Annotated in this window: 17 protein-coding genes and 2 pseudogenes; 10 read left to right on the forward strand and 9 right to left on the reverse strand. The window is 68.1% G+C overall.

What is annotated here, in order from left to right:
* Window positions 1–67 precede the first annotated feature (67 nt).
* Both K307_RS13890 and K307_RS13895 read right to left on the reverse strand, forming a co-directional pair.
* Window positions 68–1,534, reverse strand: a complete 1,467-nt coding sequence (locus K307_RS13890) for a PQQ-dependent sugar dehydrogenase (protein ID WP_042878955.1) — start codon at window positions 1,532–1,534, stop codon at window positions 68–70.
* Window positions 1,535–1,820: 286 nt separating this feature from the next.
* Window positions 1,821–2,393, reverse strand: coding sequence for a MarR family winged helix-turn-helix transcriptional regulator (locus K307_RS13895; protein WP_051975054.1), 573 nt, complete (start codon window positions 2,391–2,393; stop codon window positions 1,821–1,823).
* Between the two features lie 91 nt (window positions 2,394–2,484).
* On the opposite strand from K307_RS13895, the gene K307_RS13900 reads away from it, so the two are divergent.
* The 4 genes from K307_RS13900 (at window position 2,485) to K307_RS13915 (ending at window position 6,738) form a co-directional block, all read left to right on the forward strand.
* Complete coding sequence (locus K307_RS13900) at window positions 2,485–3,462, forward strand: Bug family tripartite tricarboxylate transporter substrate binding protein (RefSeq protein ID WP_042878957.1); 978 nt, start codon at window positions 2,485–2,487, stop codon at window positions 3,460–3,462.
* Between the two features lie 25 nt (window positions 3,463–3,487).
* Window positions 3,488–5,044, forward strand: a complete 1,557-nt coding sequence (locus K307_RS13905; RefSeq protein ID WP_042878958.1) for a sulfatase-like hydrolase/transferase — start codon at window positions 3,488–3,490, stop codon at window positions 5,042–5,044.
* Between the two features lie 69 nt (window positions 5,045–5,113).
* Window positions 5,114–6,046 carry an arginase gene (gene rocF / locus K307_RS13910; RefSeq protein WP_042878960.1) on the forward strand — a complete coding sequence of 311 codons (933 nt, stop codon included), beginning with the start codon at window positions 5,114–5,116 and terminating at the stop codon, window positions 6,044–6,046.
* A 167-nt stretch (window positions 6,047–6,213) separates the two neighbouring features.
* Complete coding sequence (locus K307_RS13915; RefSeq protein WP_042878962.1) at window positions 6,214–6,738, forward strand: host attachment protein; 525 nt, start codon at window positions 6,214–6,216, stop codon at window positions 6,736–6,738.
* A gap of 246 nt (window positions 6,739–6,984) precedes the next feature.
* Here the strand turns inward: K307_RS13915 and K307_RS13920 are convergent, their stop codons facing one another.
* Window positions 6,985–7,695, reverse strand: coding sequence for a GntR family transcriptional regulator (locus K307_RS13920; protein WP_042878964.1), 711 nt, complete (start codon window positions 7,693–7,695; stop codon window positions 6,985–6,987).
* Window positions 7,696–7,845: 150 nt separating this feature from the next.
* Between K307_RS13920 and K307_RS13925 the strand changes: the two genes are divergently transcribed.
* Window positions 7,846–8,754: a TauD/TfdA dioxygenase family protein gene (locus K307_RS13925; protein WP_042878967.1), complete on the forward strand. Its 909-nt coding sequence runs from the start codon at window positions 7,846–7,848 to the stop codon at window positions 8,752–8,754.
* A 38-nt stretch (window positions 8,755–8,792) separates the two neighbouring features.
* Window positions 8,793–9,424, forward strand: a pseudogene (locus tag K307_RS51045) (aldehyde dehydrogenase family protein).
* Here the strand turns inward: K307_RS51045 and K307_RS50640 are convergent.
* Together K307_RS50640 and K307_RS50645 are read right to left on the reverse strand one after the other, a co-directional pair.
* Window positions 9,343–9,936: a UTRA domain-containing protein gene (locus tag K307_RS50640; RefSeq protein WP_329955860.1), complete on the reverse strand. Its 594-nt coding sequence runs from the start codon at window positions 9,934–9,936 to the stop codon at window positions 9,343–9,345. The pseudogene K307_RS51045 and the gene K307_RS50640 overlap by 82 nt on opposite strands.
* A gap of 131 nt (window positions 9,937–10,067) precedes the next feature.
* Window positions 10,068–10,268: pseudogene (locus K307_RS50645) on the reverse strand (GntR family transcriptional regulator); the annotation flags it as partial.
* Between the two features lie 401 nt (window positions 10,269–10,669).
* On the opposite strand from K307_RS50645, the gene K307_RS13940 reads away from it, so the two are divergent.
* The 3 genes from K307_RS13940 (at window position 10,670) to K307_RS13950 (ending at window position 12,588) form a co-directional block, all read left to right on the forward strand.
* Complete coding sequence (locus tag K307_RS13940) at window positions 10,670–11,947, forward strand: AI-2E family transporter (RefSeq protein ID WP_042878969.1); 1,278 nt, start codon at window positions 10,670–10,672, stop codon at window positions 11,945–11,947.
* A gap of 110 nt (window positions 11,948–12,057) precedes the next feature.
* Window positions 12,058–12,273 (forward strand): hypothetical protein, encoded by a 216-nt coding sequence (locus tag K307_RS13945; protein ID WP_042878971.1) that lies wholly within the window; start codon window positions 12,058–12,060, stop codon window positions 12,271–12,273.
* Between the two features lie 114 nt (window positions 12,274–12,387).
* Window positions 12,388–12,588 carry a DUF3079 domain-containing protein gene (locus tag K307_RS13950; protein WP_042878973.1) on the forward strand — a complete coding sequence of 67 codons (201 nt, stop codon included), beginning with the start codon at window positions 12,388–12,390 and terminating at the stop codon, window positions 12,586–12,588.
* 10 nt (window positions 12,589–12,598) lie between these two features.
* Here the strand turns inward: K307_RS13950 and K307_RS13955 are convergent, their stop codons facing one another.
* Complete coding sequence (locus tag K307_RS13955; protein ID WP_042878974.1) at window positions 12,599–13,771, reverse strand: zinc-dependent alcohol dehydrogenase; 1,173 nt, start codon at window positions 13,769–13,771, stop codon at window positions 12,599–12,601.
* 252 nt (window positions 13,772–14,023) lie between these two features.
* Between K307_RS13955 and gabD the strand changes: the two genes are divergently transcribed.
* Entirely contained in the window at window positions 14,024–15,472 is a 1,449-nt protein-coding gene (gene gabD, locus K307_RS13960) for an NADP-dependent succinate-semialdehyde dehydrogenase (RefSeq protein WP_042878975.1), read from the forward strand.
* 25 nt (window positions 15,473–15,497) lie between these two features.
* On the opposite strand, the gene K307_RS13965 is transcribed toward gabD, so the two are convergent.
* From K307_RS13965 to K307_RS13975, 3 genes are all read right to left on the reverse strand, one after another.
* Complete coding sequence (locus tag K307_RS13965) at window positions 15,498–16,364, reverse strand: hypothetical protein (protein ID WP_063771677.1); 867 nt, start codon at window positions 16,362–16,364, stop codon at window positions 15,498–15,500.
* An 84-nt stretch (window positions 16,365–16,448) separates the two neighbouring features.
* Entirely contained in the window at window positions 16,449–16,778 is a 330-nt protein-coding gene (gene flhD / locus K307_RS13970) for a flagellar transcriptional regulator FlhD (protein WP_051974877.1), read from the reverse strand.
* 71 nt (window positions 16,779–16,849) lie between these two features.
* Entirely contained in the window at window positions 16,850–17,476 is a 627-nt protein-coding gene (locus K307_RS13975; RefSeq protein ID WP_080745018.1) for a Crp/Fnr family transcriptional regulator, read from the reverse strand.
* Between the last annotated feature and the right edge of the window lie 340 nt (window positions 17,477–17,816).

The following is a 17,816-nucleotide window of genomic DNA, read 5'->3' on the forward strand; positions in this document are numbered from 1 at the left end:
CCGCGGCTGCCGCCATTCATGGCGCATCCAGTCCGGCTGCGGAACCTGCCTGGCCGCACAAAAGGCTTCACGGCGTGGCGCCCGACGCATCAATCCGAAACACCCGCCCGCTCGTCGCCGACGTGCCCGGATCGGCCAGCACGTATAGCGCCTTCCCGTCATCCACGCCAAAGGAGAACACACTACCTGGGATGGTCACGTTCCAGTCGACCTGTTCGGCGGCAACGCCATCGCGGTACACGAAGCTCTGCAGCTTGCCCGTGCAAAGGTCGGAATAGAAATACCGCCCATGCAGCGCCGGGTTGGCACTGCCCCGGTACACATAGCCGCCGACGATGGCACAGACGCCCGCGTCATGGCTGTATTCGAAGACAGGCATGGTCAGCCCGGTCTTGTCGCACGTGGCCGCACCCACGCAGGCGGTGCCCTCGGTCCGGTTCCAGCCGTAGTTCAGGCCCGCGCTGCTGGCTGGCGCCACGTCAACTTCCTCGCGCTCGTCCTCGCCGACATCGGCGATATACAACAGCCCGGCGTCGAACGAGAACCGCCACGGGTTGCGCATGCCGAGGGCCCAGATTTCGCCGCGACTGCCGGACTGGCCGATGAACGGATTGCCGGCGGGCACGCCGTAGCCGGACGCGCCGCTGACGTCGATGCGCAGCATCTTGCCGAGCAGCGTCCCCGTGTTCTGGGCGTTGCCCGCCGGATCGCCGCCGCCGCCGCCGTCACCCGTGCCGATAAAGAGCATGCCGTCAGGGCCGAACGCGAGCTGGCCGCCGTTATGGTTGGAAAAGGTGCCATGCGGGATCGACAGTAGCACGGTGCCCGATGCCGCGGCGATATCCGGGTTCGCGGCCGACACGTTGTAGCGGGCGATGGTGATGGCACCGTTAGCGTCGGTGTAATAGACGTAGAAGCGGCCGTTGGTCCCATAGCCGGGATCGAACGCCATCGACAGCAGCCCGCGCTCGCCATCGGTGGTCGTCAGCGCAGCGATATCCAGGAACGGCGTGGCAACCAGCGCGCCGTTGCGCACGATCCGGATGCGGCCGGCGCGCTCGACCACGAACAGGCGCGAATCGCCGGCGGGCGCGGTCAGGAAGATCGGTGCGGACAACCCGCCGGCAACCTGCGTCAGCGACAACTGCAACGTTTCCGGCGCACCGTAGGCCACGCTGGCCAAAGCACCGGCGCCCGCGCTCACCGCAACGCTCTGCGAGGGCGGCTGCGGCTTGTAGAGCGCGGTGCTCGTCAGCACGCTGGCGGCAGTGACCGTATAGCTGCCGGCAGCCAGGTTGGACAGCGTGGTCGACTGGGTCACGGTCTGGAGGAACTCGCCGGGCCCCAATACCGTGACGGCCGCCGACGTCCCGGACGGCAGGCCGGAAATGGCGAGCGTCAGCGTGCCCGTGCCCGTGCCCGTGCCGCTGGCGCTGTCACTGCCCCCGTCTCCCCCGCCCCCGCCGCATGCGGCGACACCCAGGCAGCAGGCGATGAAGAATCGGCATAGCGAGGATCGTAGTGCGACGGACATGGCGCGCTCCTGTCACGGCTGCGGCACTGCCTGCCATGCAAGAACCGATCCACGGCGCCCGCACAAGTCCCGCCGGCCTTTCCGGCGGCAGGCGCGCCTTTGCTTTGTAAAAAATACTTCATGCCGCGCGCGGCATTCGCGAGCGGCCGGGTGTTGACGCGCGACTAGCGCCGGGGGCCGCCGCGGCGCAGCACGCTGACATCGTCCGGATTGTCCAGGTAGCAACTCTGCGCGTTGTCGCCGAGATCCACCTCGCCGTGCATGAACACGTTCGCCCAGCGCCGCGCTACGCCCGGTTTCCTCGCCACACCTGCAGCGGATGCCACGCCGGCGCAGCGTCTTCCGGCTGCGGCAGCGCCTGCGCCTCGGCCAGCATCGCCTGCGCTTGCGCCTGCAGCTTGTCCAGGCAGCGCGACAGCACGCGCGCTTCTTCCGCCGTCAGGCATGCGGCCAGCCTGGTATTGAAGCTCCTGGCTTGCCTGAAGGCGGTGCGGTAGACCGCCTCGCCTTCCTCCGTGAGCGTGAAGGCGGCCGCGCGCCGGTCCTGTGCGCGTGTGTCGCGGCGCACCAGCCCGCGTTCGACCAGCGCATGCACGGCGCGGCTGGCCAGCACCTTGTCCAGGCCGGCGCTGGCGGCCAGCTCGGTCAGCCGGGTGCCCGGCTGCTCGCCAAGGAACGCGATCATGCGCCATTCGCGCCGGGTGACGCCCGCCGTGGCGCGCAGGTGCAGCCCCGCCGCGCCCAGCGCGACGCGGTTCAGGTGGTAGACCCGGTAGTTGATGAAGTCGACCAGCCGCTTCGGCCGCTGCAGGCGCACGCCACCATCGGTTGCCCTGCCCTGCGTTTGTCCTTGCGCCATGCCCGCCCCAAATTGGTTGACTTTGTCAATTATATGCGCGGGTGTTAGCTTGCCATCCATGCCGGCCGCCGGCACATAAACAGGAGACATCGTGAGCCCCCGCCCCTTCCTTCCCCGCCTGCTTGCCTGCCTGGTGGCCGCGGCCGCTGCCTGGACCGCCCCCGCCGGCGCCCAGTCCGAGCGCCCGCTGCGCATCCTGGTCGGCTACCCGGCCGGCGGCACCGCTGATCTGGCCGCGCGCCTGGTCGGCGACAAGCTGCGCGAGACGCTGAACCAGACCGTGGTGATCGAGAACAAGCCCGGCGCCGGCGGACGGCTGGTGATGGGCTACGCGCGCACGCAGCCGGCCGACGGCAATACGCTGGTGGTGGCCAATTCGGCGGTGATGACCATCGCCCCGCTGGTCTACCGCAAGCTGAACTACGACATCCAGCGCGATTTCGCGCCGGTGGCGCAGGCGGCCAACTTCCAGCTGGCGCTGGCCACCGGTCCGGGCAGCCCGGCGCGTACGCTGAAGGACTACGTGGCGTGGCTGAAGGCCGGTCCGCAGAACAACTCCTATGCCTCGCCGGCGCTCGGCAGCATCCCGCATTTCTTCGGGCTGATGATCGGCAAGCAGGTCGGCGTGGAGATGCTGCACGTGCCGTTCAACGGCTCGGCGCCGCTGATGAGCGCGCTGGTCGGCGGGCAGGTGCCGGCCTCGGTCGACACGCTGGCCGACCTGACCGAGATGCACCGCGCCGGGAAGGTGCGCGTGCTGGCGACCTCGGGCACGCACCGCTCGGTGGCACTGCCGGACGTGCCGACGTTTACCGAACTCGGCTACAAGGGCATCGAGGGCGAAGGCCGCTACGGCCTGCTCGCGCCGGCAGGCACGCCACGCGCGGTACTGGACAAGCTCAACGCGGCCATCGTCAAGGCGGTGCAGTCGCCAGACGTGCGCGACAAGTTCCTGAAACTCGGGCTGGAACCCGCCACCGGCCCGGCCGAAGCCTTTGCTGGCGTGCTGAAGGCGGATGCAGCCAGGTGGGCGCCGGTGGTCAAGGCCTCCGGCTATACCGGCGATTAACCCGCAACCAGGCCGGCGACCGACCATGGCGATCCGCAATACCCTCTTCATCATGTGCGACCAGTTGCGTCGCGACCACCTCGGTTGCTACGGGCACCCCACGCTGCGCACGCGCAATATCGACGCACTCGCCGCACGTGGCGTGCGCTTCGACCGCGCCTTCGTCACCTCCGGCGTCTGCGGCCCCAGCCGCATGAGCTTCTACACCGGCCGCTACGTCAGCAGCCACGGCGCCACCTGGAACCGCGTGCCGCTGTCGGTCGGCGAAGTCACGCTGGGCGAATACCTGAAGGACAGCGGCCGCGCACTGGCGCTGGCGGGCAAGACCCATGTGATGCCCGACAATGCCAACCTGAAGCGCCTGCACCTGGACGGCGGCACCGAGCTGGAAACGCTGCTGCGCAGCGGGCATTTCACCGAGGTCGACCGCCATGACGGCCACCATGCCGAGCCGCGCAGTGGCTATGCCGAGTGGCTGCGCCGGCAAGGCTACGACAGCGCCGATCCGTGGACCGACTACGTGATCAGCGCCGAGAACGAGCACGGCGAGATCGTCTCCGGCTGGCAGATGCGCAACGCCGGCCTGCCCGCACGCGTGGCCGAGCCGCATTCCGAGACCGCCTACACCGTCGACCAGGCGATGCAGTACATCGGCGCGCGCGGCGACGAGCCGTGGGTGCTGCACCTGTCGCTGGTCAAGCCACACTGGCCCTACCTGGCGCCCGCGCCGTACCACGCCACCTACCAGCTCGACGACTGCCTGCCGCTGCGCCGCCACGAGGCCGAACTGGAAGACCCGCACCCGGTGCTGTCGGCCTACCGCACGCAGGAGGAATGCGCCAACTTCATGCGACAGGAGGTCTCCGACACCGTGCGCCCCGCCTACCAGGGCCTGATCCAGCAGATCGACGACCGCCTGGGCCTGCTGTGGGAGCAACTGGAGCGCCTGGGCCGCTGGCAGGACACGCTGATCGTCTTTACCGCCGACCATGGCGACTTCCTCGGCGACCACTGGCTGGGCGAGAAGGAGCAGTTCTACGACACCGTGCAGAACGTCCCGCTGATCGTCTACGACCCTTCGCCCGAGGCCGATGCGACGCGCGGCACCGCGCAGGCGGACATGGTGTCGGCGGTCGACGTGGTGCCTACCGTGCTGGACGCGCTGGAGCTGCCGCCGGCCGACCACCGCCTCGAGGGCCGCTCGCTGCTCGACCTGACGCGTGGGCGAGGCAGTGGCTGGCGGGATTTTGTCGTGTCGGAGCTGGACTACGCCTACCGCGGCGCGCGCGTGGCGCTGGGCCGCCATCCCGGCGAATGCCGCGCGTGGATGGTGCGCGATGCGCACTGGAAGTACGTGCATTGGCAGGGCTTCCGGCCGCAGCTCTTCGATCTGCGGAACGACCCGGACGAGTACTTCGACCTGGGCAGCGATCCCGGCCATGAGGCGGTGCGCAGCGCCATGCGCCTGCGGCTGCTGGACTGGTTCTGCACGCTCAAGCCGCGCGTGACCGTGACCAACGAGGAAGTCGCGGCCAAGACCAACGTGTACAAGCAGGCGGGGGTGTTCTTCGGCGTGTGGTAAGGGGCGGGGCGAACCCCGCGGGTACGGAACCTGCAAACAGCATGACGTCCGTACTCACGATCACCCGCCATGAAACCTGTCACGCTGATTGGCGCACCCACCGATGTCGGGGCCAGCACACGCGGCGCTTCGATGGGCCCCGAGGCCCTGCGCGTAGCCGGCCTGGTGCCGGCGCTGGTGCGCACCGGCCTGGACGTCGAAGACGCCGGCAACCTCGCCGGCCCCGACAACCCCTGGCAGCCGCCGCGCGACGGCCTGCGCCACCTGGACGAAGTGGTGGCATGGAACCACGCCGTCCACGACGCCAGCCTGCGCGTGCTGCAGGCCGGGCGCGTGCCGCTGCTGCTGGGCGGCGACCACTGCCTGGCGATCGGCTCGATCAGCGCGGTGGCACGGCATTGCCGGGCCACCGGCAAGACCTTGATGGTGCTGTGGCTCGATGCGCACGCCGACGCCAATATCGGCACCACCACCCCGACCGGCAATATGCATGGCATGCCGGTGGCCTGCCTGTGCGGCCACGGCCCGCAGCCGCTGATCGCGTTGGCGGGCGAGGTGCCGGCGGTGACGCCCAGCGCGATCCGGCAGATCGGCATCCGCAGCGTCGACGCCGAGGAGAAACGCCGCCTGCACGAACTGCAGCTGGCCGTTTTCGACATGCGCTACATCGACGAGAACGGCATGCGCCACACCATGCAGCAGGCGCTGGCCGGCATCGACGCCAACACGCACCTGCACGTCAGCTTCGACGTGGATTTCCTCGACTGCGCGATCGCACCCGGCGTGGGCACCACCGTGCCGGGCGGGCCTACCTACCGTGAAACCCAGCTGTGCATGGAGATGATCGCCGACACCGGCCGCCTGGCTTCGCTCGACGTGATGGAACTCAATCCGGCCTGCGACGTGCGCAACCAGACCGCGCACCTCGCAGTAGACTTGATGGAAAGCGTGTTCGGAAAATCCACCTTGTGGCGCCCGCCTGCGCCCGACACATCTGCCTGAAAAAGTTGCACAGCGTGCCTGTCGATACTGCAACCGCATGGCGCATGCGCCACCCGGGTGGTGCGGCGGTGGCGCGGGCAACCAGTCCGGTGGTACGTGCGGCGATGGCGTATGCCTTGCAACGTGGTCAACAAGGCCCGGCATTCGGGCCCGCAACCGGAGCGATCATGAAGAACATCTGGATTCTTGTGGCGGACGAATCCGTCGCCCGCATTCTTGCCTCGCATGGCGACGGCGCGCCGCTGGCGGTGGTCGAGGAAATCACTGATGCCGCCGCGCATGCCGACCGTGCCGACCTGCGCCGCGATGCCTATGGCCGCCGCGGACATGCGTCCATGCAAGGCGGCGCAGGCCGCCCCGGCACCCACCAGAGCGGACCGTCCACGGTCACATCGTCCGCGGGCGAGGATGAACTGCATCAGGAAGCGCAGCTGTTCGCGCACCGCGTGTCGGACTACCTGGCCGATGCGCGCAACAAGCAACGTTACGAAGAGCTGGTGCTGATCGCTGCGCCGCGCTTCCTGGGCCTGCTGCGCAAGACCCTGCCCAGCGCCGTAAGCGACAAAGTCACCAAGGAAATCGACAAGGACTTTGCCCATGTGCCCCACAACGATCTGCACCAGCGGCTGACCGGTGAGGGCGTCGTGCCCGCGCTCCGGGTGGAACGCATCAATATGGGCCGCGATCGATAGCACGGGTGCGCGGCCGCCACGCCACTGCGTGGGCGGCCGCAACGATCTCAGCGGCTGCCCGCGGCGCCGCTGCTGGAGCCAGTGGAACCGCTGGACGTGCCGCCCGGGCTGGTGGTGCTGGTGGCGCCGGAGGTGCTTGCCGCGGGTAAAAGTTACCGCGCGCGGCGCCCGGCACCGGCAGCGAAGTTCAGCGCTTGCTGAAAACGCCGCCAGGCACGCTGGCGTGGCGGCGAGCTCGCCCACCGCCTAGCGCTTCAGCGTCCACTTGTAGGCATAGCGGTCCGGACGGAACAGCAGTTCTCCGCAAAACAGCGGCACGCCCTCGATGTCATACGGCGTGCTGCGCAGGCGCAGCAACGGATCGCCCTCGGCAACGCCGAGGCGGCGCGCCACTTCGGCGGGCGCGGCCACGGCACTGGATTCCATCGCCACTTCCTTGAAGCGGTAGCCCAGCCGGCTTTCGAACAACGACATCGCGTCGTTGGTTTCCAGGTCCTCCTGGGCCAGGCGCCGCATCAGCGCCTCGCGTCCCATCAGGTTGAAGTAGGCCACCGGCGCATCGTCCCAGTAGCGCACGGTGGCAACGCTCAGCACCTTTTCCGAGGCGTCCAGGTTCAGCACCGCCGCCACGAAAGCCGGCGCACGCACCAGCCGCACCCCTGCCAGCTTGCCGTAGGCCAGCTTGCCGCGGGCGCGCGCGGTCTCGTAGAAGCCACTGAGCGCACCGAGGCTGGGCGTATCGGTGGGCCGCGTGACGAAACTGCCCTTGCCGTTGACCTTCTCGATCAGCCCCGCGTTGTGCAGCCCCGCCAGGGCCTGGCGCACGGTGATGCGGCTGACGGAAAACTCCGCCATCAGCTCCGCCTCGGACGGCAGCTTGGCGCCGGGGACCAGGCTGTTGCTGACGATCCGCTGGCGAATCTCGTTTTCGATCTCTTTGAACTTGGGCAGCAACACGTTGTGTTCCGCCTGGCGGCGGCTCCGATACGGGGGATTGGGGATTATACCTATCATGACAGGTTGCAGCGCAAACCCATTGACCTGTTATAACAGGTAATGGCAGTATCCGACGTCATCGCCGCCCGACACAAAGCAAGGAGACAACGCATGCAAGCCACCGCCCTCACCCTCAGCCCGGAAGCCTTCCGCGCGCAGGACCCGGAATCCTGGCCGTTTTCCGTGCGCCGCTGCACGCCGACCATCGGCGCGGAAGTCGACGGCATCGACTTCCGCGAGCCGCTGGACGACGACACCTACCTGGCGCTGCGTGCGGCGCTGCTGAAGTACAAGGTCCTGTTCTTCCGCAAGCAGGCCATCACGCCGGCGCAGCACGTGGCCGCGGCGCGCCGCTTTGGCGAGCTGGAAGTGCACCCGATGCTTGCCAACCACCCTGAGCATCCGGAGCTGGTGGTGTTCGGGCGCGACGGCGAGAAGCGCGGGCGCGAGAACCTGTATCACTCCGACGTAAGCTGGCGCGAAATCCCGTCGATGGGTTCGATGCTGCGCTGCGTGACCTGCCCGGATGTCGGCGGCGACACCATCTGGGTCAATATGGCAGCGGCTTACGAGAACCTGCCCGGGCAGGTGAAGGCACGCATCGACAACCTGAAGGCCGTGCATGACGCGATGCCAACCTTCGGCGTCGCGCTGAGCGAGGAGAAGTACGCCGAGATGCGCGCCAAGTACCCGCCGATGGTGCACCCGGTGGTGCGCGCCCATCCGGAGACCGGCGAGAAGATCCTCTTCGTCAACGAGGGCTTCACCACGCATTTCGCCAACTTCGCCAAGGGGGAGCCGTATCGCATCGGCTCCGACTACCGCCCGGCAGAGCTCGACCTGCTGCAGTACCTGTATCGCCAGGCCGCCGCGCCGGAATACCAGGTGCGCCTGCGCTGGCAGCCGGACACGATCGCGTTGTGGGACAACCGTTCCACGCAGCACTACGCCGTGCAGGACTACTTCCCGGCAGTGCGCCACATGAACCGCGCCACCATCATCGGCGACCGCCCGGTGTGAGCCGCGCCGAACCACCGACCTTGCAGAAAAAAACGCACATGAATATCGTCGACAAGTTCTACATCAACGGCCAGTGAGTACAGCCCGCGCCGAGCGCGACCCAGGCCGACATCATCGACCCGACCACCGAAGCCGTCGCCGGCAAGCTCGCCATGGGCACCGCCGCGGACGTGGAGCAGGCGGTGGCCGCCGCCCGCGCGGCCTTCCCGGCGTGGTCCGCGTCGAGCCGCGAAGACCGCATCGCGCTGCTCGAGCGCATCATCGCCGCCTACCAGGCGCGCCTGCGCGACCTGGCCGCGGCCGTGCGCCAGGAGATCGGCGCGCCGGTCACGCTGGCCACCAACGCAGGCGCTGCGCGAGTTCGAGTTCGAGACCGCGCGCGGCAAGAGCTACCTCCTGCGCGAGGCCATCGGCGTGGAGGTGCTGATCACGCCCTGGAACTGGCCGCTGAACCGACACCGAGTTCGGGCTGGCGGCCTACATCGCCTCGTCCGACCCCGCGCGCACGCGCAGGCTGGCCGCGCAACTGCGCGCCGGCAGCGTGCGCATCAATGGCGCGATGCTGGATGTCACCGCCCCGTTCGGCGGCTACAAGAGCTCCGGCAACGGACGCGAGTTCGGCCCGGAGGGCATTGCCGAGTTCTTTGAAACCAAGACGGTGACTGGCTGACCGGCGCGCCTGACCTCTGCGGGCGTGCCCGTGGCGATCAGGCGCCCGCCGCAGAGCGCACCCTCAGCACGGAGGTCGTGATGTCGCGCGGGATCCAGATGCGCGCACTGTCTTCGCCGGCACGGGCCAGCACCATGTGGTGGTCGTAGTAGTGCGGCCGGTACAGGCCGCGCAGCCACTGCCACCGGACGCCCGTCGCCGTCGCGCATCAGCCGCATCACCGAGAGCAGCGCGGCGCCCATGGGCTCGTCCAGCAGCGGCGCCACGTGCGCGTCCGCCAGGCAGCTGAAGATGCTCTGGTCCGCCTGGCTGATGCGCACGCCGCCGCGCTCAAGCAAGGCCAGCACCGAGGTCTGGGTAATCGCCTGCGGCGTCAGCAGGGGCGCCAGTTCCGGCGGGGTGTACATAGTGACGCACGAAACCGGGCGCCCTTCCCGGCTGCGCACGCGCACGATGCGCAACACCGCCTGCATCGGCGGCACATCCAGCAGCGGCGCACTTCGGCCGGGCAAGGCAGCATGCCGTACTCGATCAGCCGGATCGCGGTCTCGCCGATGTCCTCCACCAGGTTGCCCGCCAGCCGCCAGGTCCGCGCCAGGCCAGGCGCGCGGCTGGCATGGTCCTTGTTGAGGAAGGTCCCGTGGCCGGCGCGCCGATATACCAGCCCTTCCTTGACCAGTTCGGAAAGCGCGCGCCGCATGGTTACCCGCGCCACCTTATATTGGTCCACCAGTTTTAATTCAGGAGGCAGACCGGTCTGGTCGAAAATGCCGCTGGCGATTTGCCGGCGCAGTATGAGGTAGATCTGGTGATAACGCGGCACAGGAGTACTGGATTTCGCCATGGTCGTCCGGATGAAACCTGATTGCAACGCCTTGATCCGTAAGAGTTGTCCGTTGGGGCGGCGGCGCCTTCGGGGCAAGGTCCGAAGTAGCCCGAACGATATCGCAGGATTTCCGGTGACCTCAATGGGACATTAAATGGAACATTTTCAGAGTTTTCGGAAATACAACAGAAATGGGGAATCCTGCCATATTCCCGGACCCTGATTTTTATTAAATACTTCACGCGAAAATGGCATTCCCGGCAATGGCTGCACCGGTTTGCGGGATTACCCATGCAGCCATGCGCGGGACACCTGCCGCGCTTGTCTGACACCAGCTGGCGGCGGCGTCCGACAGCCGGCGGCTGCGGGCCGGCTAAGCTTCATAGACAGCGCCAGGCCTTTCGCCGAAGCGCCTGGCTATGTCGAGCATTCCCGATCCCAATCCCTCCCCGCTGCCGCCCGCCCCGCCAACGGAACCCATGTCAGCCGATAACGGCCTTCGCGCGCGCGTAGCCGGAACCGGCGATGATGCAGCCGCCGCCGTGGCGGAAGCGGCGGCTGGCGCGGAAGGCACCGCCGAGCTTCCGGTCGAAACGCCGGCGGTGGTGGTGACCCCGTCCGATGCGGTCAGCGCGGCGCTGCACCGTGCCAGCACGGCGCTGGTGGTGCTGGCCTGCCTGTTCTCTCTGTATGCGCTGCACATTGCGCGCGACTTCCTGGTGCCGGTGATGATCGCCATCGTGATGGCCTACCTGCTCGATCCGCTGGTATGCGCGCTGCAGCGGCTGGGCCTGCCGCGCGCGCTGGCCGGCACCGTGGTGGTGCTGGCCTTGCTGTGCGCGCTGCTCAGCGGCGCCTACCTGCTGCAGGGGCAGGTGGAGTCCATCGTCAACAGCCTGCCGGAGGCGGCCAGCAAGATCTCGCGCTCGATCGGCGCGCTGCTCAGCGGCGACGACTCGATGTGGCAGAAGGTACGGCGCGCCGCCACTGTGCTAAGCGGCACCGGGCAGCCGCCGGCGCGCGGCGCGCGCGTGGTGGTGGAACATCCGGACCAGATCAACAACATGCTGCTGGCCGGCTCGGTGAGCATGTTCGCCATGGCCGGGCAGGCGGTGGTGGTGGTGTTCCTGCTGTACTTCCTGCTGCTGGCCGGCGACACCTTCAAGCGCAAGTTCATCAAGATGGTGGGCAGCACCATCTCGGAGAAGAAGATCAGCGTGCATATGCTGGACGAGGTCAACCTGTCGATCCGCCGCTACATGGGCATGTTGCTGGTGACCAATGCCGGCCTGGGCGTGTGCACCTGGCTGTTGCTCAAGTGGCTTGGCGTCGACAACGCCGGCAGCTGGTCGATCGCGGCGGCGGCGCTGCACCTGGTGCCGTATTTCGGGGCGATGGCAATCTCGGTGTGCCTGGGCGTGGTGACTTTCATGCAGTTTGGCACGCTGGCCATGGCCGCGGCGGCGGCGGGCGGATCCTTGCTGATTGCGACACTGATTGGCTCGGTCATCACCACGTGGATGACCGGGCGCATGGCCAAGATGAACGCCGTGGCGGTGTTCGTCGCGCTGCTGCTGTTCACGTGGCTGTGGGGCGTGTGGGGCATGCTGCTCGCGATCCCGCTGATCACCATCGTCAAGGTCGTTGCCGATCACGTCGAAGGGCTGAAAGTGGTGGCGGAGTTCCTTGGCGAGTAACCCTTGGCCCATCATTGGCCTGTCCCCGGCGCTTGCCGCACCTATACTGGAAACGCGAATGCTGCACCACAGCATTTCTTGCTGCGGAGTTCGCGCTGGAGGAAAACCATATGTCTTTGTGCGACCTTTGCCTGTCGCAACTGGAGCGGCCCGGCCATGTGCCGCCCCATCCGAAACTGGCAATATCCGCCACGCTGCGCACCGCCAGCGGCCAGAACGCGTTCGTGTACCGCTGCGACCGCTGCGGTCAGACGCTGCTGCTGGCTGCTGACGACGGAGAGGCGCCCGACCGCTGGACGCGGCTGGACGCTGACGGATGGAATTGAATGGCGTTCAGCACGGGCGCGCTTGCGGTGCGCCTTGACGGCGCGCAAATCCCTGTCGCGCACGCGTGGACATAATGGCCTCGGCGGCCATCCTCCGGCCGCCCACCACACGCCATGGCCAAGAAATTCCCCCTGCATCCCAGCCACCCCGAGCGCGTCTGCTGGGGCTGCGACAAATACTGCCCCACCGACGCCATGGGATGCGGCAACGGCTCCAGCCGCACGCAGCATCCCATCGAACTGCTCGGGGAAGACTGGCTGGAGTTTGGCGACTGGGGCATCGAGGCCCCAGCCAAGACCAGCGCCGGCGCCTGAGCCCCTGCCGCTAGCCGACGCGCATCACCACCTTGACGCAGCCGTCCTGCTTTTCGCGGAAGGTCTGGTACATGCCGGGGCCTTCCTCCAGCGTCACGCGATGGCTGATCACGAACGACGGATCGAACTCGCCACGCTGGATGCGCCGCAGCAGGTCATCGGTCCAGCGGTTGACGTGGGTCTGCCCGGTACGCACGGTCAGGCCCTTGTTCATCAACGCGCCCATCGGGACCTTGTCGATCAGCCCGCCATAGACGCCCGGCACCGACAACACGCCCGCCGGGCGGCAGACGTAGATCATCTCGCGCAGCACATGGGGCCGGTCGGACTCCAGCATCACGGCCTGCTTGACCCGGTCATAGGCCGAATCGAGCGAGCCGGTGGCATGCGCCTCCAGCCCGACCGCGTCGATGCACTTGTCCGGCCCTTTGCCCCTGGTCTGCTCGTTGAGGGCTTCGGGGATGCTGACCTGCCCGAAGTTCAGCGGCGTCGCGCCCAGCTCCTCGGCCATGGCCAGGCGCTCTGGCACCCGGTCGATCGCGATCACGCGCTGCGCGCCCTGCAGCAGCGCACTCAGGATGCAGAACTGCCCCACCGGGCCCGCGCCCCACACCGCGACGATGTCCTCGGGCTGGATCTCGCACTGCGCCGCGGCCTGCCAGCCGGTGGGCAGGATATCGCCCAGGAACAGCACCGATTCATCCGAAAGCCCGTCCGGTATCTTGACCGGCGCGACGTCGGCATAGGGTACGCGCACATACTCCGCCTGGCCTCCGGCATAGCCGCCGGTCAGGTGGGTGTAGCCGAACAGGCCGGCGGTGCTGTGGCCGAACACCTTTTCCGCGTTCGCCTTGTTGCGGTTGGTGCGCTCGCACACCGAGAAGTTGCCGCGGCGGCACTGGTCGCATTCGCCACAGCAGATAGTAAAGGGCACCACCACGCGGTCCCCCACGCGCAGGCGCCGGTTCTCCGGCCCGACCTCGACCACTTCGCCCATGAACTCGTGGCCCAGGATGTCGCCCTTTTCCATGCCCGGCACGAAGCCGTTGTACAGGTGCAGGTCTGAGCCGCAGATGGCACAGCTCGAGACCTTGACGATGGCATCGCGCGGATGCTCGATGACAGGGTCGGGAACCGTGTCGCAGCGGATGTCGTGCTTGCCATGCCAACAGAGTGCTTTCATGGGGATTCCTTGCGTATTCCGGGCCCGCAGCCATCGGCTGCGCCAATGGCACAGGCTGACGCAAGCTCTGTTCCAATGCGCCGAGGCAGGCACTGCAAGGCCACATGCGTGCCGGCGCGTGGCCGGCCCTGACGTTTTACACGCGGGTGGCAGCAAGAACTACAACGCGCAGGAGGATTACAATCCTCTTCACCCACCACGCCTTTTCACCGAGACCCCGGGCATACGCACCGGGGATCCACCGAGACGACCATGCTGAACCTCAAGGATGCTTCGCTGCTGCGGCAGCAGTGCTATATCGACGGCCGCTGGATCGATGGCGAACGCCGCATCGACGTGACCAACCCCGCCACCGGCGAGCGCGTGGGCCAGGTGCCGCAACTGGGCGCGGACGAAACCCGCCAGGCCATCGAGGCCGCCAACCGCGCGCAGCCCGCCTGGCGCGCGCGCACCGCCAAGGAACGCTCGGCGCTGCTGCGCAAATGGTTCGAGCTGATCATGGCCAACCAGGAAGACCTGGCGCGCATCATGACGGCGGAACAGGGCAAACCCATCGCCGAGGCGCGCGGCGAAATCGCCTACGCGGCCTCGTTCATCGAATGGTTTGCCGAAGAAGGCAAGCGCGTCTACGGCGACACCATCCCCGCACCGGCCAGCAGCCAGCGCATCGTCGTCACCAAGGAGCCGGTGGGCGTATGCGCGGCCATCACGCCCTGGAACTTCCCCGCGGCGATGATCACGCGCAAGGCGGGCCCCGCGCTGGCGGTGGGCTGCACCATGGTGCTCAAGCCCGCCTCGCAGACGCCGCTGTCCGCGCTGGCGCTGGTGGCGCTGGCCGAGCGCGCGGGCATTCCGGGCGGCGTGCTGTCGGTGGTGACCGGTTCGGCCAGCGCCATCGGCGGCGAGATGAGCAGCAACCCGCTGGTGCGCAAGCTGACCTTTACCGGCTCGACCGAGGTCGGCCGCGTGCTGATGGCGCAGACCGCGTCGACGATCAAGAAGGTGTCGATGGAGCTGGGCGGCAACGCGCCCTTTATCGTGTTCGACGATGCCGATCTCGACGCCGCCGTGGAAGGCGCGATCGTTTCGAAGTACCGCAACGCCGGCCAGACCTGCGTCTGCGCCAACCGCATCTACGTGCAGTCCGGCGTGTACGAGGCCTTTGCGCAGAAGCTGGTGGCCGCGGTGGCGGCGCTCAAGGTCGGCAACGGCATGGAGGACGGCGTGCGCATCGGCCCGCTGATCGACGACAAGGCCGTGGCCAAGGTCGAGGAGCATATTGCCGATGCCGTCGGCAAGGGCGCACGCGTGCTGCAGGGCGGGCAACGCCACGCGCTCGGCCATTCGTTCTTCCAGCCCACCGTGCTGGCGGACGTGGCCCCCGGCATGCTGGTGGCGCGCGAGGAAACCTTCGGCCCGCTGGCGCCGCTGTTCCGCTTCGACACCGAGGACGAGGTCGTGGCCATGGCCAACGATACCGAGTTCGGCCTGGCCAGCTATTTCTACGCGCGCGACCTGGGCCGCGTCTGGCGCGTGTCAGAACGGCTGGAATACGGCATCGTCGGCGTGAACACCGGGCTGATCTCCACCGAGGTGGCGCCGTTCGGCGGCGTCAAGCAGTCGGGCGTGGGCCGCGAAGGCTCGCACTACGGCATCGACGACTACCTGGTCATCAAGTACACCTGCATGGCGGGGATCTGAGGCCGCCGCCGCGCCGCGCCTGCCCTCAGCGCGCGGCGCGCGGACCGGCAGCGCTGCCGACCGGCCCGGGCCGGCTGTCGCCGCGCAAGCGCTCGATCTGGTCGTGGAAGCACTGCATCTGCTCGAACTGATAGCTGGCCCGCTCCAAGCTGTAGCGCGTGCCAAATCCGTGCAGCGCGTCATCGGCGCCGCGCGACAGCCCTTCCAGCGCTTGCGCCAGTGCGCGCCCTTCCACGCTGCGGTGCCGGCGCAACCGCCACGACAAGGACTCCTGGCCCGGTCGCAGCAGGCTCTGGTCGAGGTAGCCAAGCCGTTCGGCCGTTTCCAGCGCGTCATACAGTGCCGACAGGTAGGCGCAAACGGACGACAACCGCTGGTTCATCTCTCCGCCGAGCCGCAGCAACTGCTGCGCGCACGCGCGAAAGCGCTCGGCCGCATACGGCTCGCCACAGCTGACGGTTTCCTGCGCATAAGCGGCACAAGCGGCATAAGCAGCATAAGCGGCCAGTGGCCGCACCGAGGCCGCCAGCCCCGGCGGCAGCACACTGGTGTAGTGGCTGGCGATGGCCCGCTGCAGCGCAGCGTCGAGTTCGCAGCAGGTGGGCACGTCCGCGTCGACGTAGAACTCCAGCAACGCCGGCTGGCCCTGCCCCATCGATACCACGGTACGCGCGGGCAGGTGCCTGGCCGTGGCCAGCACTGCCAGCACGGCGTCGGCGCAGCCGTGAACATCGCCCTCGCCGCCCAGCGCCTGCACGATGTCCTGGGCCTGCAGCGGGCCGACGATTTCCGTACGGATCGCCGCGGGCATGAAGGCGCCCCCGCGCCCGCACCGGCCCGCCATGGCTGCGTGCAGGTTCATCCCGACATGGGTGATCGCATTGCCCGTCATATAGCCCTCCGAAGTTGAGTCCTGTGCCCGACCTGCCGGGCGATGTTCCGATGTTGACCAGCACGCCTGCCGACGGCCGCGGCGTCATGCGTGATCGCCGCCGTCCTGCGACGCCATCACGATCGCCGCATGCATGTTCTGCAGCGCGTGCGGCGGCCCGGTCCCGGTCAGGCCCGCCAGCAGCCGGCTGTCGTCCAGCCGGAAGCGGCACAGCACCAGGTTCGAGCGCGCCAGCGCCACCATCTGCGCCGGCGTCAGCGCCGCCAGCGCGCAGCCCAGCTCCCGCCCGAGGCCGAGCCGGAACAGGGCCTCGGCCTCGTTCTCGCGCATCAGCCGCTGCACCAGCAGGGGGTAGGACAGGTTCAGTTCCTTGATTTCGCTGACGATCCCGCTGGCGGCTGGCTTGGGCTCGATGGCGACATCCCATCGCCCCGCTCTGGCTGGCCGGCGCCGTCATTCGAGGCGCGATGCGTTGCCGGCACACGCTACGGGCCCCGATGGCAGGGCCGCCGCCCCGTGCTCTGGCGCAGGCGTACGCTCAGAGAGCGTCGGGCGCTCGGCGATGGCCCGCAACGCGTGCCGTCGGCCAGCCACAGCAGGAAGGTCACCAGCCGCTCCTCGGCCGTCATCAGTGCCAGCATGGTCTGCAGCGCCCGCGCGCGCTGCGCCTGGCGGTCCAGCGCCAGGAATAGCTGGTTGCCCAGCGCGGGTGTGTGCGCGGAGGCGGCGCGCAGCACCTCCACCGGGATCCGGCACAACTTGGTGTCTTCCAGCGCTGTTGCATAAGACACATATTGCGGACGGGCCAGGCTATCCAGGCCCACCATGTCGCCGGGGAAGTGGAAGCCGACCACCTGGGTGCGCCCGTCCTCGGTCGTGACATGCGTCTTCACCGTACCGACACGGATCGCGTACAGCGCGCCCACGGGGTCGCCGAGCAGGTATAGCGACTGGCGCTTGCGCAGCCGCACCGTGTGCAGCTGCGCCTGGGTGTCCGCCGGAGCGCGGCCCGCGCGCACCAGCCCGCCCGCCAGGCAGAGCCGTGCCACCTGGCAGCTGGCGCAGCATGGCACCGGGTCGGGCGGCGGGGGGCGTTCGCGGAGCTGGGTCATTGGCGCCTCTTGCAAGCGCCCGGAGGGCGGATAAATGACATGTTTGTGCCAGGCGGCGGGATCGAATACATCATTCCGTGACAAATATTGACGGCGTAAAAAACCTGTGACGCATTCTTGCGGACGGAGGATTTCTGAACCATCTGTACATTCCCAATCTCCGCTCGGAATCTTCCGACTTTGCGCGGAGGCCGCGAATCCCGCCCAGCGCGGCAAGAGCCGGGGGCACCTGGCGCGAATCGTGCTGCGCCACGGCTGTCACCAGGGCGCGGCGCTTGCCCCGCCGGGTTCCGGCTGGCGTATGCTTGCAGCACGACGACGATCGCGCACCGGACGCCCT

The organism is Cupriavidus necator A5-1, from assembly GCF_000744095.1.
GTDB classification, from domain to species: Bacteria; Pseudomonadota; Gammaproteobacteria; order Burkholderiales; family Burkholderiaceae; genus Cupriavidus; species Cupriavidus necator_A.

Excerpts from the sequence above, each read along its gene's own strand:
- K307_RS13890 (WP_042878955.1), bottom strand. The coding sequence starts at position 1,534 with ATGTCCGTCGCACTACGATCCTCGCTATGCCGATTCTTCATCGCCTGC.
- K307_RS13895 (WP_051975054.1), bottom strand. The coding sequence starts at position 2,393 with ATGGCGCAAGGACAAACGCAGGGCAGGGCAACCGATGGTGGCGTGCGC.
- K307_RS13905 (WP_042878958.1), top strand. The coding sequence starts at position 3,488 with ATGGCGATCCGCAATACCCTCTTCATCATGTGCGACCAGTTGCGTCGC.
- rocF (WP_042878960.1), top strand. The coding sequence starts at position 5,114 with ATGAAACCTGTCACGCTGATTGGCGCACCCACCGATGTCGGGGCCAGC.
- K307_RS13915 (WP_042878962.1), top strand. The coding sequence starts at position 6,214 with ATGAAGAACATCTGGATTCTTGTGGCGGACGAATCCGTCGCCCGCATT.
- K307_RS13925 (WP_042878967.1), top strand. The coding sequence starts at position 7,846 with ATGCAAGCCACCGCCCTCACCCTCAGCCCGGAAGCCTTCCGCGCGCAG.
- K307_RS13940 (WP_042878969.1), top strand. The coding sequence starts at position 10,670 with ATGTCGAGCATTCCCGATCCCAATCCCTCCCCGCTGCCGCCCGCCCCG.
- K307_RS13945 (WP_042878971.1), top strand. The coding sequence starts at position 12,058 with ATGTCTTTGTGCGACCTTTGCCTGTCGCAACTGGAGCGGCCCGGCCAT.
- K307_RS13950 (WP_042878973.1), top strand. The coding sequence starts at position 12,388 with ATGGCCAAGAAATTCCCCCTGCATCCCAGCCACCCCGAGCGCGTCTGC.
- K307_RS13955 (WP_042878974.1), bottom strand. The coding sequence starts at position 13,771 with ATGAAAGCACTCTGTTGGCATGGCAAGCACGACATCCGCTGCGACACG.
- gabD (WP_042878975.1), top strand. The coding sequence starts at position 14,024 with ATGCTGAACCTCAAGGATGCTTCGCTGCTGCGGCAGCAGTGCTATATC.
- K307_RS13965 (WP_063771677.1), bottom strand. The coding sequence starts at position 16,364 with ATGACGGGCAATGCGATCACCCATGTCGGGATGAACCTGCACGCAGCC.
- K307_RS13975 (WP_080745018.1), bottom strand. The coding sequence starts at position 17,476 with ATGACCCAGCTCCGCGAACGCCCCCCGCCGCCCGACCCGGTGCCATGC.